The 13,285-nt window shown below is 63.3% G+C and carries 12 protein-coding genes; 7 read left to right on the forward strand and 5 right to left on the reverse strand.

What is annotated here, in order from left to right; genetic code table 11:
* Window positions 1-1,034: 1,034 nt before the first annotated feature.
* The 5 genes from mtgA to mpl all read right to left on the reverse strand — a co-directional run bounded on the left by mtgA (window position 1,035) and on the right by mpl (window position 6,958).
* Window positions 1,035-1,757: a monofunctional biosynthetic peptidoglycan transglycosylase gene (gene mtgA, locus AC3WOG_RS18120; RefSeq protein WP_492579250.1), complete on the reverse strand. Its 723-nt coding sequence runs from the start codon at window positions 1,755-1,757 to the stop codon at window positions 1,035-1,037.
* Between the two features lie 56 nt (window positions 1,758-1,813).
* Window positions 1,814-2,677 (reverse strand): shikimate dehydrogenase, encoded by an 864-nt coding sequence (gene aroE / locus AC3WOG_RS18125; protein ID WP_492579251.1) that lies wholly within the window; start codon window positions 2,675-2,677, stop codon window positions 1,814-1,816.
* Window positions 2,674-4,794 carry a ribonuclease catalytic domain-containing protein gene (locus tag AC3WOG_RS18130; RefSeq protein ID WP_492579252.1) on the reverse strand — a complete coding sequence of 707 codons (2,121 nt, stop codon included), beginning with the start codon at window positions 4,792-4,794 and terminating at the stop codon, window positions 2,674-2,676. The genes aroE and AC3WOG_RS18130 overlap by 4 nt, the downstream gene beginning before the upstream one ends.
* Before the next feature lie 170 nt (window positions 4,795-4,964).
* The gene (locus AC3WOG_RS18135) at window positions 4,965-5,567 is read right to left on the reverse strand and encodes a YqiA/YcfP family alpha/beta fold hydrolase (RefSeq protein ID WP_492579253.1); all 603 of its coding nucleotides are present in this window, start codon (window positions 5,565-5,567) and stop codon (window positions 4,965-4,967) included.
* The gene (gene mpl / locus AC3WOG_RS18140) at window positions 5,564-6,958 is read right to left on the reverse strand and encodes a UDP-N-acetylmuramate:L-alanyl-gamma-D-glutamyl-meso-diaminopimelate ligase (RefSeq protein ID WP_492579254.1); all 1,395 of its coding nucleotides are present in this window, start codon (window positions 6,956-6,958) and stop codon (window positions 5,564-5,566) included. Before mpl ends, AC3WOG_RS18135 begins: the two co-directional genes overlap by 4 nt.
* A 174-nt stretch (window positions 6,959-7,132) precedes the next feature.
* Here mpl and AC3WOG_RS18145 point away from each other — a divergent pair, with 174 nt between their 5' ends.
* The 7 genes from AC3WOG_RS18145 (at window position 7,133) to AC3WOG_RS18175 (ending at window position 13,217) form a co-directional block, all read left to right on the forward strand.
* The gene (locus AC3WOG_RS18145) at window positions 7,133-7,789 is read left to right on the forward strand and encodes a UDP-N-acetylmuramate--alanine ligase (protein WP_492579255.1); all 657 of its coding nucleotides are present in this window, start codon (window positions 7,133-7,135) and stop codon (window positions 7,787-7,789) included.
* An 11-nt stretch (window positions 7,790-7,800) separates the two neighbouring features.
* Entirely contained in the window at window positions 7,801-8,352 is a 552-nt protein-coding gene (locus tag AC3WOG_RS18150; protein ID WP_492579256.1) for a TlpA family protein disulfide reductase, read from the forward strand.
* 194 nt (window positions 8,353-8,546) lie between these two features.
* On the forward strand, window positions 8,547-9,002 hold the full coding sequence (aroQ, locus tag AC3WOG_RS18155) for a type II 3-dehydroquinate dehydratase (protein WP_063497372.1): 456 nt from the start codon (window positions 8,547-8,549) through the stop codon (window positions 9,000-9,002).
* A 71-nt stretch (window positions 9,003-9,073) separates the two neighbouring features.
* On the forward strand, window positions 9,074-9,547 hold the full coding sequence (accB, locus tag AC3WOG_RS18160; RefSeq protein WP_492579257.1) for an acetyl-CoA carboxylase biotin carboxyl carrier protein: 474 nt from the start codon (window positions 9,074-9,076) through the stop codon (window positions 9,545-9,547).
* 118 nt (window positions 9,548-9,665) lie between these two features.
* Window positions 9,666-11,033 carry an acetyl-CoA carboxylase biotin carboxylase subunit gene (gene accC, locus AC3WOG_RS18165; protein WP_492579258.1) on the forward strand — a complete coding sequence of 456 codons (1,368 nt, stop codon included), beginning with the start codon at window positions 9,666-9,668 and terminating at the stop codon, window positions 11,031-11,033.
* Between the two features lie 3 nt (window positions 11,034-11,036).
* The gene (gene prmA, locus AC3WOG_RS18170) at window positions 11,037-11,939 is read left to right on the forward strand and encodes a 50S ribosomal protein L11 methyltransferase (protein WP_492579259.1); all 903 of its coding nucleotides are present in this window, start codon (window positions 11,037-11,039) and stop codon (window positions 11,937-11,939) included.
* Between the two features lie 48 nt (window positions 11,940-11,987).
* Window positions 11,988-13,217 (forward strand): zinc-ribbon and DUF3426 domain-containing protein, encoded by a 1,230-nt coding sequence (locus tag AC3WOG_RS18175; protein ID WP_492579260.1) that lies wholly within the window; start codon window positions 11,988-11,990, stop codon window positions 13,215-13,217.
* Window positions 13,218-13,285: the final 68 nt, after the last annotated feature.

A 13,285-nucleotide genomic window follows, 5' to 3' on the forward strand; every position in this document is an offset into this window, starting at 1 on the left:
CGGTTTTTTAGAAATCTCCAATATGTGAGTGTTTGATTCATATAATGGGATTTTTTCCTTGCCGGGGGCTGGGGTTGGGTGTTTGCCTACGGCGTTGGCCTTTCCTTGTTTTGTTTTTGGTTTATTAGCGTTCCCCCTGTGCGGGGGAGCACCTACTTTTCTTTGCCTGCCGCAAAGAAAAGTAGGCAAAAGAAAGCGGCTTTACACCGCCAGCTCTTAAGCGGGTCCCCTGGCTTGGAGGAGACAATGGAGCATCTGGAATCGGTGTCATCGCGCACTCCGCGCTGGTGACAAGGCCGTCATCCTTCCGGCGGCGCTACGCGCGCCGTAGCGGTACTTCTCAACACCGATAGCGCGTACGCGCTTTCCGTATCATCCTTCCCGCCTCCTCGTACCGCGTGCTCGCCGGAACGGTCTGCCAAGGAAACCAGGGGCTTCGTTTTGGTTTGGTGGGGGCCGTCGGCTTCGCCTCGGCGAAGCACCCGAATGTGCGAGTGCGGGCCATCACGCGAAGCGAAGAGCCGGTACGACAGTGAGGATTGGCAATGCAACGGCGCGCCAACGCGCCGGGCGAAAATCTAGCGTCAAAAAGAAGGGGGCGGTTTTATGAAGTACCGCTGCAACGCACGCAGTGCGGAGCGGGAAGAATGATGCTGGAAGCGCATTTCCGCGCTCGGTGCTGAGAAGTACCGCTGCGGCGCGCGCAGCGCCGCCGGAAGCATGACGGCCTTGTCACCAGCGCGGAGTGTGCGAGAACACTGATTCCAGATGCTCCACTGCCTCCTCCAAGCCAGGGGACCCGCTTCAAAGCTAGCGGTGTGAGCCGCTTTCTTTTGCCTACTTTTCTTTGCGGCCGGCAAAGAAAAGTAGGTGCTCCCCCGCACAGGGGGAACGCTAATAAACCAACAACAAAACAAGGAAAGGCCAACACCGTAGGCACCCAGACATAAAGCGCCACAAACGCAAACAAGCTCAAGCAAAAACCCAACGCCGTAGGCAAACACCCCAATCAGCCGCTACGCGCAAATAAACCCTTATTCCGGCAACTCAGCGGCCCCCATCCGCCGCGCAATCACGCGCGATCGCTGAGCGAGATACCCCGAGCTCCTGTGCTCGTCAAAATACTTGGGCCGCGGCAACATCACAGCCAATCGGGCCGACTGCGCAGCAGTCAACTTATCAGCCGAAGTCTTATAGTAATAACGCGCCGCCGCCTCGGCACCATAAACCCCATTGCCCCACTCAACGGAGCTGAGATAAATCTCAAAGATCCGTTGCTTGTCCATCAAGGTCTCGAGCATCCAGGTAATGATCAGCTCCTGCCCCTTGCGGATATAACTCTTCTCCCGGGACAAAAACAGATTCCGCGCCAGCTGCTGGGTAATTGTCGAGCCGCCTCGAACAATCCTGCCCTTGGCCTTATTCCGCTCCCACGCCTGCAAAATGGCGTCCGTCTCATACCCGTTGTTATTAACAAAATTCGCGTCTTCGGAAGCGATAATCGCCCGCTTCAGATTGTGCGAAATCTGCTCGTACGGCACCCACGCATGCTGCACCGATAAATCGGGCCGATCCTGCGACAATCGCCATGCGTCCGATCGCATGAAAGCAGTCGACTGCGGATTGACGTAATTCCACACCGCAATCTGCGCGAAATAGAAGAGCTGCGTCGCAAGCCACGCGATCGCCGCCACGGCGCCCAGATAAAACACCCATCGCACCGGACCTGGCCGGCTCGCGCGCCGCGTTGCTGTCATCGTGCCTGGAGTCCTCAAGTCAGTGAGTTGGCGTATTCCGGAAAGTGAAAAGCAGTCTAGGCGCGCGGCGGCGCCGTCAACAACGCTCGCAATTCGGCCAGCACCGGCGCGCCGTCAGGCCGCACGCCACGCCATACAAAAAATGACTCGGCGGCCTGTTCGACCAGCATGCCAAGACCATCGGCACCGCGTGCGCCCAGTGTGCGCGCGTGCTCCATGAACACCGTCGGCTGCGCGCCGTACATCATGTCGTAGGCCAGCGTGCCCGCGCCGAACGCGCGGTCGTCGCATTCCGGCAGCGACGCGTCGAGACTGCCCGCGGTCGCGTTGACGATCACGTCGTACTCACCCGCTTCAATGGCTTTTGCGCTGCCACCGGTCAAGCGGCATGCCGCGTCGCGTGCGGCTTGCGCGAACTGGTCGACCAGCGCTTCCGCCTTCGCGGCCGTGCGGTTGACGATTGTCAGCGTGTGCGGCGTGCGGTCGAGCATCGGCAGCACCACGCCACGCGCCGCGCCGCCCGCGCCCAGCAGCAGGATGCGCGCGCCCTTCAGCGGCACGCCGAGATTCACTTCGACGTCGCGCACGAGACCGAAGCCATCCGTGTTGTCGCCGTAAATGCCGGTCGAATCGACGCGCAGCGTGTTCACCGCGCCCGCCGCCGCCGCGCGTGGCGACAAGGTGTCGGCGAAGGCGTGCGCGTCCAGCTTGAACGGCACGGTTACGTTGAGGCCGCGGCCGCCCGCTTCGATAAAAGCGCGCACGTGCGGCACGAAAGCGTCGACCGGCGCGAGCAAGTGGCCATACTCGATCGGCTCGCCAGTCTGCACGGCAAAACGTCCATGTATGAACGGCGATTTGCTATGAGCGACCGGATTGCCGATTACCGCGTAGCGATCACGTACTTCGTTAGCGCTCATCGTCCCGGCTCCGCGACGTGTTGATCTGCCGCCGCATCGCTGGCTCCATCGCCGTTCTCGGCGTCGCCTTGTGCAGTTGCGCCGCCATCGAGGTCCGCTTCAGCTTGCGCCTCGGCTTCGCCTTCGGCGCTTTCGTCGGCGGCGTCGATGATCTCTTCTTCGCCTTCATCCGCCTCGTCGGCTTCTTCAGCCTCGGCGCCGCTCGTCACGGTCGGCGCATCCAGCACATGCAGCAAGCGCACGGACGCTTCGACGGTCAATTCGTCGATCGACATCACTTCCATCTGCAAACGCGTACCGCGTGCGTGCACGCCGAGGCCCGGCACGTGCAGCAGCAACGGAATCTCTTCGAGGCGCACCAGATCGCCCTTCACCACCGATGCCACCACCTGCTTCCTGTTCTCCTGCTTCAGCCAACGCAGGCACCAGAAGTACTCCATGCGGCGCTGGTGATCGGCATAGGCGGTGTACGTGTCGTCAAAGCCTTGCACGACGGCGAACAGATCGGCGTCCTTCGGCTTGAACGGCGCGGCCAGCTTCGCGGTCACGCCGTGCTGCACGCATGCGAGCAGTTGCCACTGGTTCACCAGGTCGACGTAACGGCGCAGCGGCGACGTGCTCCACGCGTATTGCGTGACGCCCAAACCTTCGTGCGGCGCGGCGTTGGTCTGCATGCGGGTGCGCTTCGGGCCGGTCGGCGCGCCGAACGCGCGCTGCGTACGGTAGATGCCCGGCACACCGTGGTCGTGCAGGAACGCCCCCCACGACGAGTTGGCCAGAATCGCCAGCTCAGCCACGATCGTATCGAGCGGCGAACCGCGCCGGCGCGGCGTGATCGTGATGTGCTCGCCTTCGACGTAGAAATTGAAATCGGTGTTGCGCTGCACTTCGCGGCGCAGACCGTAACCGGCACGCGCGGTCTGACGTTTTTCGAACAAAGCCTGCGCGAACGGCCACAGCACGGCGATGTCTTCCTTGTGAGGATAGTCGCCGCTGCCGGCGGCGAGCGCCTCTTCGGTGACGAGTTCGTCGAGCGTGTTGTGGCGCAGATTGTTCTTGATGAACACGCGTTCGGCGCGCGTTTCGCTCGCCACGATCTCCTGCGTCTCGCGATTGACGATCACATACAGCGACAAGGCCGGCCGCAAGCCGCCTTCAGCCAGCGTGAACGCTTCGACGACGCTATCGGGCAGCATCGTGATCTTGTCGCCCGGCATATAGACAGTCGACAAACGCGTGCGCGCGATCGCGTCGACGTCGTCGCCACGCCCGATGCCGAGCGCCGGCGCGGCGATGTGCACGCCGATCCGCACGCGGCCATCGGCCAGATGCTCGACGGAAAACGCATCGTCGATTTCAGTGGTGGTGACGTCGTCGATCGAGAACGCCTCTACAAGGGCTTCCGGCAGATCTTCCGGCAAGGTGCCGACGGTGACCGGCGGGAAACCGGTGCCGTGCGGGAAAAACTCCGAAAGGAATTTCGCCTCGTGCAGCGCGCGTGCAGACGGAATGCCGCCGCATTCGAGCATCAGGCGCGCCTGCGAAATGCCGCGTGCCGCGGCCGCCCCTTCGAGCGCCTTGTATTCGATCGTGTTCTTGTCGGGCTTCGTCAGCAACGCCAGCGCTTTGGCGCCGGCGAACGCCTCGGGCAGACGGCCAGCTTTCAGTTCTTCCTCATAGCCCGCCTGCACCAGCGCCTGCTGGCGTTTGCGTTCGAGCCCCGCGAGCGCCATTTTCAGTTGCTCCTGCGGCGCGCGTTGATACATGCCGCGGCCCTTGCGGCGGAAGTACACCGGCGCGCCGTGCATGCGCAGCACCAGCGCCGCGCGTTCGATCGGACCAAAGCCCTCGCCGAAGTACTCGGCGCCCAGCGTGGCGAACGGGAATTCGTCTTCAGGCGCGCATTCCCACAGGAAGTCCAGATCGATGTCCTGCGCGGCGGCGTCGGCTTGCTGCATCAACTCGGCCGCGGTCGGCTTCTCGAATTCGATCAGCACATCTTTCGCGCGCACCTTGGCGCGCCGGCCACCCGGCAACTCGACCTGAAACGCGTCGCCTTGGCGCGACAGCACGCTGCCCGCCTTGAAACTGCCCGATTCCTCAAAGAAAACGTTCACTCAATACTCTCGTTCTGACTTGCATCTGCCGGCGCGCCCGATGGTTCGACTGTCGGTCACGGCGTGCGCGGCACGGCAACGTGTTCGTGGTAGTGGGTCCGCGGCGCGATACTCGATACTTGTGCGCCGGCGGCATGAATCTCGTGAGATATAAACCCTGGCCTCGGCCGTCAGGCGGCCTCGCGCGGCGCCGGCGGTTCGACGTCTTCCGCATCGCAAAAGGCCAGCACTTCGTCGACGTATTGCTCGAACTCGCTGATCGCGTGGTCACCGCCTTCGATCAGCGTAGTGCGGGCGCCGGGATAGTGCGCGAGCATTTCGCGGTAATCAAGCACTTCGTCGCCGGTGGCTGCCATCAAATAATAGCGTTCGGGCCGCTTGATCGACTCGACGCTGAGCGCGCGCAACTCGTCCAGATGGTGCGGCTCGACAACAATGCTGCCGCCGCCGTGCCACAACGGCTGCTCGCCGAGGTACGCGCTCAGGTCGCGCTGCGGCACGACCGCCGGGTTCAGCAGCACCGCCGGCCAGCCGTGCTTCTCGGCCAGCCAGGTAGCGAAATAGCCGCCGAGCGAACTGCCGATCAGCGTCACGCGCTCGGCGCCCGCGGCAGCCACCAGCGATTCGGCGAGCGCCACCGTCTCGAACGGCGAAACCGGCAGCATCGGACAACACCATTCGTCGCCGCGGCCGAGTTCGGCAAGTCGTGCCGCCAGCACGCGCGCCTTGAACGAGTTCGGCGACGAGCGGAAACCGTGCAGATAAAGGATCACGACGTGCCTCGCGCGGAGAGTGCGTCGAGCAGCTTCTGATGCACGCCGCCGAAGCCGCCGTTACTCATCACCAGAATCTGATCGCCGGGGCGCGCGGCGTGCACCACCGCTTTGACCAACGCGTCGAGATTGTCGAACGCCTGCGCTTTGCCGCCGAGCGGCGCGAGCGCTTCGCCGAGATTCCAGCCGAGCGCGTCGCGGCCGCTCGGCGCGCCGTAGCCGAACACGAGGTCGGCGTCGGCCAGGCTTTCCGGCAGTTGCGCTTTCATCACGCCGAGCTTCATGGTGTTCGAGCGCGGCTCGAGCACCGCGAGAATCCGCGTGCGTTCGTGGCCCACGCGTGCGCGCAGCCCGGCCACCGTGGTTTCGATCGCGGTCGGATGATGGGCGAAGTCGTCGTAGACGGTCACGCCGTCGACGCTGCCGCGCACTTCCATGCGGCGCTTGACGTTGCGGAAGCTGCCAAGCGACTTCGCGGCCTGCGCCGGCGGCACGCCCACATGACGCGCGGCGGCGATCGCGGCAATCGCGTTCATCCGGTTGTGCTCACCCTGCACCTGCCACTCGACCACGCCGACGCGCTCGCCGTTGTGATACACGGCAAAACGTTCGTCGACCGGCACGCCGTCTTCCGCCGGCAAGGCCTCCCAGCCGCCCTGCACGCCGAACCGCTCCACTTCGCTCCAGCACCCGCGCGTCAGCACGCGCTCCAGCGCGTCCTCGCGACCGTTCGTCACGATGCGGCCGATGCCCGGCACCGTGCGGATCAGATGATGGAATTGCGTTTCGATCGCGGCCAGATCCGGGAAAATGTCGGCATGATCGAATTCGAGATTGTTCAGGACCGCGGTTTTAGGACGGTAGTGAACGAACTTGGAACGCTTGTCGAAGAAGGCCGTGTCGTACTCGTCGGCCTCGATCACGAAGAAGCTGGAATCGGTCAGCCGCGCCGACACGCCGAAATTCAGCGGCACGCCGCCGATCAGGAAGCCCGGATTCAACCCGGCGTCTTCGAGCAACCAGGTGAGCATCGAGCTGGTGGTCGTCTTGCCGTGAGTGCCGGCCACCGCCAGCACCCATTTGCCGTTCAGCACATGCTCGCCGAGCCATTGCGGACCGGACACATACGGCAGGCCGCGGTCGAGAATCGCTTCCATCAGCGGATTGCCGCGCGAGACCACATTGCCGATCACAAAAAGGTCCGCTTGCAGGCCGTTCAACTGTTCGGCGTCGTAACCTTCGATCAGACGAATGCCTTGCGCCTCGAGCTGCGTGCTCATCGGCGGATAGACGCCGGCGTCGCAGCCCGTTACGGTGTGACCCGCGCCGCGCGCGAGCACCGCGAGACCGCCCATGAACGTGCCGCAGATGCCGAGGATGTGGATGTGCATAAGCCTGTCTGCCGCGCGGGCATTTTTTGCGTGGGATGGGAGAGCGCAGGAGCGGGCGAAACGACCGTCTGCAAAGGACGCCATTGTAACCGACGCCTTCACATCGCCCTAAGCCGGGCAGCCGGTGCGACCCACCCAGTAAGGCGTGTCATCAATCTCTAGTATGATTGAGAGATGGTTCGCAAATCACATTTCGATCCGCAGCGCGTGCGCGAGGAAATCGCCATCGCGGCTGCGCGCCTGATCGCCGAAGACGGTATGGACTACGCAACGGCCAAGCGTAAAGCGGCTCGGCAGGTAGTCGGCGAGAGCCGTATCGCCGGCGAATGGCTGCCGGATAACGACCAGATCGAGGAAGAAATCCGCGAATATCAGTCGCTCTTTCAGGGTGACAGCCAGCCGATCCTGCTGCGCCGGCTCAGGCGGGTCGCGATCGACTGGATGCAGAGGCTTGCGCCGTTCAATCCGTATCTGACAGGTGCGGTGCTCGGCGGCACAGCCGGCGAGCATTCGGACATTCATCTGCAGGCGTTCTGCGACAACCCGAAAGAAGTCGCGATCTACTTTCTGAACGCCAACATCCAGTACGACGTTTCGGAGACGCGGCATTTTGCCGGGCGCGGCTACGTCGAGACACTGAGCTTTTTGTGGCGTGACACAGAAGAAGGACCCGGCACAGAACCGGTCGGCATCCACGTCGCGCTGTATGAGACGGACGATTTGCGCGGCGCGGTACGGGCCGACGCGCGCGGCCGCACTGCCCGCGCGAATCTGCAGGCCGTTCAGGCACTGCTCGACGACAATAGCGGCGTCACTTCTTCCACTAATTAGATAGACCAACAATGAATACGAGACGGATTCTGGCAGGCGCGCTGGTGGCGGCCGTCGCCGCGGGCGGTGGCGTGCTGGCGAATCACTGGCTGAACGGCGACGGCTCGGAGATCGCGCATGCGGGACAACCTGGCGCCCAGCACAGCGCCGTCGAGCAGTTGTGGGCCGCGCCCGTCACCACGGTGGACGGCAAGCCGCAATCGTTGAGTCTGCTCAAAGGTCACCCGATCGTCGTCAATTTCTGGGCGTCGTGGTGCGGCCCGTGCGTCGAAGAGATGCCCGCCCTTTCGCAGCTTCAGCGCGAATACGCCCGGAAAGGAATCCAGTTCGTCGGACTTGGCGTCGATTCGGATAAAAACGTCCAGGCCTTCCTGCAAAAGGTGAAGGTGGCCTACCCGATCTATGTGACCGGATTCGGCGGCGCCGACCTGGCGCGGGCGTTCGGCAATAACGCGGGTGGATTGCCTTTTACCGTCGTAATCGACGCAAAAGGCAACATCCGTTCGACAAAATTAGGCCAAATCGACCCGAAAGAACTGAAACAGACGCTCGACGCGCTCTAAATTTCACATTCTTTTGACGTTCAGATACCGGCGGAACGCACAATATTGCGCGCAAATCGCGCGAATTTGCGAGAAGATGGGCACCCGGAGCAGCGGCGAAAAGTCGCCGAAATCAATCCGTACGTGCAGGAAACTAGACAAGTTTCTCTAATCAGCGCTAAAGTGCGCCCAATTCCACGGAAAAAGAAGCGACCATGACGCGACTGCTGGTACTGCACGGCCCCAACCTCAACCTTCTCGGCACCCGGGAACCCGAGGTCTACGGCCGCGTGACGTTGCCGCAGATCGATCAGGCGCTGGCGGACCGCGCAGCGGACGCCGGCGTCGAGCTCGCGTCGTTCCAGAGCAATCACGAAGGCGCGCTGGTCGATCGCATCCAATCCGCCCGGACTGAAAAAACCGATTTCATACTGATCAATCCCGCCGCGTACACGCATACCAGCGTGGCCATTCGGGACGCACTGGCGGGGGTCGGCATCCCGTTCGTCGAGATTCACCTGTCGAACGTGCATCGCCGCGAACCGTTCCGGCACCACTCGTATTTCTCCGACCAGGCTGAGGGCGTGATTTGCGGCCTCGGCTGGAAGGGCTATCTGTACGCGCTCGAATTCGCGCTCGACCGGCTGTCCGCCGGTTCGTCGCGCGGCTGAATTCCACACACATCTAATTTGAGCCGGCGGCGCACCCCGCCGGCACTTCACGCATTGAAAGGGGCTGCCTGATGGATCTACGTAAACTGAAAACTCTGATCGACCTCGTCTCCGAGTCCGGTATTTCCGAACTCGAAGTGACCGAGGGCGAAGGCAAGGTCCGCATCGTCAAGAATGCGCCGCCGGTTTACGTGCAACCGTCCGCTTCGTACGCGCCGCAATACGCACAGCCGATGCCGGCACTGGGCGGCGCCGAAGCGCCTGCCGCCGCAGTTGGCGCCCCGGCTGCGCCTGCCGCCGCCGCGCCGCAAGGCCACGTGGTGACCTCGCCGATGGTCGGCACCTTCTACCGTGCGCCGTCCCCGGGCGCCGATCCGTTCGTCCAGGTGGGCGACACGGTCAAGGAAGGCCAGACGATCTGCATCATCGAAGCGATGAAGCTGCTCAACGAAATCGAGTCGGACAAGTCCGGCGTGGTCAAGGAAATCCTCGTCGAAAACGGCCAGGCGGTCGAGTACGGCCAACCGCTGTTCGTGGTCGGCTGACGCGGCACGCTTTGCGTTCGCCGCCCGCGCGCCTGCCCTCACGAGGCGCGCGACCGATCCTGTGAGGCAGCCGACGTTGTGATCAACCCGGCGCCCATTGATGAGTCGAAAACCCGCTATGTTTGAAAAAATTCTCATTGCCAATCGTGGCGAGATCGCGCTTCGTATCCAGCGCGCCTGCCGCGAACTCGGCGTCAAGACGGTCGTCGTCTATTCGGAAGCCGACAAGGAAGCCAAGTACGTGAAGCTCGCCGACGAGGCGGTCTGTATCGGCCCGGCGCCTTCGAATCTGAGCTACCTGAACATGCCGGCGCTGATCAGCGCGGCAGAAGTGACGGACGCCGAAGCGATTCACCCCGGCTACGGCTTCCTGTCGGAGAACGCCGACTTTGCCGAGCGTGTCGAGCAGTCCGGTTTCACCTTCATCGGCCCGCGCCCGGAAACGATCCGGATGATGGGCGACAAGGTCACCGCGAAGCAAACCATGATCAAAACCGGCGTGCCCTGCGTGCCGGGTTCTGAAGGCGCGTTGCCGGAAGATCCGAAAGAGATCGTGAAAATTGCCCGCCAGGTCGGCTATCCGGTCATCATCAAAGCCGCCGGCGGCGGCGGTGGCCGCGGCATGCGCGTGGTCCACACCGAAGCGGCGCTGGTCAACGCGGTCAACATGACGCGCGAAGAAGCCGGCCGTGCGTTCGGCAATCCGCAGGTCTACATGGAGAAATTCCTGGAGAACCCGCGGCACATCGAAATTCAGGTGCTGTCCGATTCGTTCAAGAATGCCGTGTGGCTGGGCGAGCGTGACTGCTCGATGCAGCGCCGCCACCAGAAAGTGATCGAAGAAGCACCGGCGCCGGGTATCGCGCGGCGCCTGATCGACCGTATCGGCGATCGTTGCGCGGATGCCTGCAAGAAGATGGGCTACCTTGGCGCCGGTACGTTCGAATTCCTGTACGAAAACGGCGAGTTCTACTTCATCGAAATGAACACGCGCGTGCAGGTCGAGCATCCGGTGACCGAACTGATCACCGGCGTCGACATCGTCCAGGAGCAGATCCGCATCGCGGCCGGCGAGAAACTCGCGTTGCGCCAGCGCGACATCGTGTTCAAGGGTCATGCGATCGAATGCCGGATCAACGCGGAAGATCCGTTCAAGTTCATTCCGTCGCCGGGGCGTTTGACGTCGTGGCACATGCCGGGCGGCCCCGGCATCCGCGTCGATTCGCACGCCTACAATGGCTATTTTGTGCCGCCGAACTATGATTCGATGATCGGCAAGCTGATCGCCTACGGCGCCACGCGCGAACAGGCGATCAAGCGGATGCGCATCGCGTTGTCGGAAATGGTGGTCGAAGGCATTCAGACCAACATCCCGCTGCACCGCGAGCTGATGCTGGACGCGAAGTTCGTCGAAGGCGGCACCAGCATTCACTACCTCGAAAACCGGTTGGCCGCGAAGCAGCAGGCCGCGCCGGAAGAAGCGTAAGTCATGAGCTACCGGGAACTGATCGCCGAGCTGGCACGCGAGCACGCGGAGGAATTCTCCGACGCGTTGCTCGAGTTGGGTGCGCTGTCCGTGTCGGTCGAAGATGCGGACGCCGACACGCCCGACGAGCAGCCGCTGTTCGGCGAGCCCGGTCTCACGCCGGATCGCGCGGCCTGGCAGCGTTCGCGCGTGATCGCGCTGCTCGCGCCCGAACACGACCCGGCTGTGCTGCTGACGGCCGCTGCAAACGAGCTGGGCCTCGATCCCGCACCTTCCTTCACCGTGCGTGAAGTCGAGGAACAGGATTGGGTGCGCCTCACGCAATCGCAATTCGATCCGATTCCGATCGGCGAGCGCATCTGGGTCGTGCCGTCGTGGCACGATGCACCCGACCCCGAAGCACTCGTGCTGGAACTCGATCCGGGCCTCGCATTCGGCACCGGCAGCCATCCGACCACCCGCCTGTGTATGGAGTGGCTCGAGCAATCGGTCAAGCCTGAGCAATCGGTGCTCGACTATGGCTGCGGCTCCGGCATCCTCGCGATTCTCGCGAAGAAGTGCGGCGCGAATCCGGTGCACGGCATCGACATCGATCCGCAAGCGGTCGAATCGGCGCGCCATAACAGCGAGCGCAATCGCGCGGACGTCACGTACGGTTTGCCTGACGAATGCCCCACTGGCGAGTTCGATATCGTGGTCGCCAATATTCTGTCCAATCCGCTCAAGCTGATGGCCTCGATGCTGTCGTCGAAGGTCAAGCCGGGCGGGCGGATCGCACTGTCGGGCATTCTCGCGCGGCAAGCGGACGAAGTGGCGCAAGTCTATGCGCGATGGATCGACATCGCCGTATGGCGCGAACACGAAGGTTGGGTATGCCTGACGGGAACGCGCCGCGAAAGCCATTAGAATAAGGCGTATTGTCCAACCAACGGCCTTTCGGCTTACCGGCTCAATATGCTCCTGGCGACGCGTTGCCCCTTCTGCGAAACCGTCTTCCGCCTGCAGCCGGCGCAGCTCGCGCTGCGCCGCGGCCTCGTGCGCTGTGGGCATTGCAATGAAGTATTCGACGCGTCGAGCAGTCTGTTCGAACTGACCGAGGGCGGCGACTTCTCCACCGCCAAGCCGGTCGCCGCAGCAGCGGCGATCGAGGCCCTGTCGGGCGTACGCTCCGGCGGTCCCGATTTCAGCGCCGAAGCATGGGACCCGTGGGCGCCGACGCCCGATGCCGTCATCGACAACCGTCTGCGTCACACCGCCACCAATGTGCCGCTCAATCCGGTCTCGACCGGCGCGGGCGTCGCGGTTACGCCGCGCCACGCGACTGAGCCCGAATTGCCGTCCAGTGCGTTCGCCGCGCCGATCCCTCCCGACCATGAACCGGTGTTCGCTGACGCGCCGCCCGAGCCCTCCGCGCTCGATGCCGGTCCGCCGGCAGAGGAAGCGCCGAGGGTCTGGCACAAGACCGAACGCCCGTCCGAACATCCCGTGGACGAGCCGGTTCTCAACGAGCCGACCACGTTGCACGGTATCCCCGACAACGAACCGCATTTCGGTACCGCCGGCTCAGGTGCGGCCGGTCCGGGCACGGGCAAAGTGGGCGCCGCCGCGGCTGCGTCCAGTGGAGAGCCCTTCACGGTCCATCCGGTGCATGACGGCGTCGATCCTTTCCCGGTGGTACGCGAAACCCGCCCGGCCGAACCGCGCCGGCTGGGCTGGATCATCGGTGGTTCACTGGCGGCGCTGCTGTTAGCCGTCGCGCTGCTCGCGCAACTCGCCTGGTGGCAGCGCGAGACGGTGATGGTCGACTTTCCGCGCTCGCAGACGCTCTATGCGAAGGCCTGCGCGCAAATCGGCTGTCAGGTCACGCCGCCTCACGATATCGACGGCTTGCAGGTCGAGCCGTCCGATCTGCGGCAGATCGACGGTCCGCACAAGCTCGAACTGAAGATGCCGCTGCGTAATCGCTTCAATATTGCGCTGGCCTATCCGGCCATCGAACTCACGCTGCTCGACGACCAGAACAACGTCGCCGTGCGCCGCGTGCTGTGGCCGCAAGACTATGTCGCACCCGGCACGCCGATCGCGGCCGGTTTGCCGGCGCACACGACTCAAACCATGATCGTGCACCTCGACACGGGCAATGCAGTCGCCTCCAATTTCCGCGTTCAGATTTTTTATCCGTAACGCTTACTCGTGCGCCCGGCACCGATCGGGCGCGTTCACCGTCATTTCTGACGAATTTTCGGAGCACA

It is taken from the genome of Paraburkholderia sp. FW306-02-B, assembly GCF_058782725.1.

Coding starts and splice junctions, on each gene's coding strand:
- AC3WOG_RS18175 (WP_492579260.1), top strand. CDS start 11,988: ATGCTCCTGGCGACGCGTTGCCCCTTCTGCGAAACCGTCTTCCGCCTG.
- mtgA (WP_492579250.1), bottom strand. CDS start 1,757: ATGACAGCAACGCGGCGCGCGAGCCGGCCAGGTCCGGTGCGATGGGTG.
- aroE (WP_492579251.1), bottom strand. CDS start 2,677: ATGAGCGCTAACGAAGTACGTGATCGCTACGCGGTAATCGGCAATCCG.
- mpl (WP_492579254.1), bottom strand. CDS start 6,958: ATGCACATCCACATCCTCGGCATCTGCGGCACGTTCATGGGCGGTCTC.
- AC3WOG_RS18145 (WP_492579255.1), top strand. CDS start 7,133: ATGGTTCGCAAATCACATTTCGATCCGCAGCGCGTGCGCGAGGAAATC.
- AC3WOG_RS18150 (WP_492579256.1), top strand. CDS start 7,801: ATGAATACGAGACGGATTCTGGCAGGCGCGCTGGTGGCGGCCGTCGCC.
- accB (WP_492579257.1), top strand. CDS start 9,074: ATGGATCTACGTAAACTGAAAACTCTGATCGACCTCGTCTCCGAGTCC.
- prmA (WP_492579259.1), top strand. CDS start 11,037: ATGAGCTACCGGGAACTGATCGCCGAGCTGGCACGCGAGCACGCGGAG.
- aroQ (WP_063497372.1), top strand. CDS start 8,547: ATGACGCGACTGCTGGTACTGCACGGCCCCAACCTCAACCTTCTCGGC.
- accC (WP_492579258.1), top strand. CDS start 9,666: ATGTTTGAAAAAATTCTCATTGCCAATCGTGGCGAGATCGCGCTTCGT.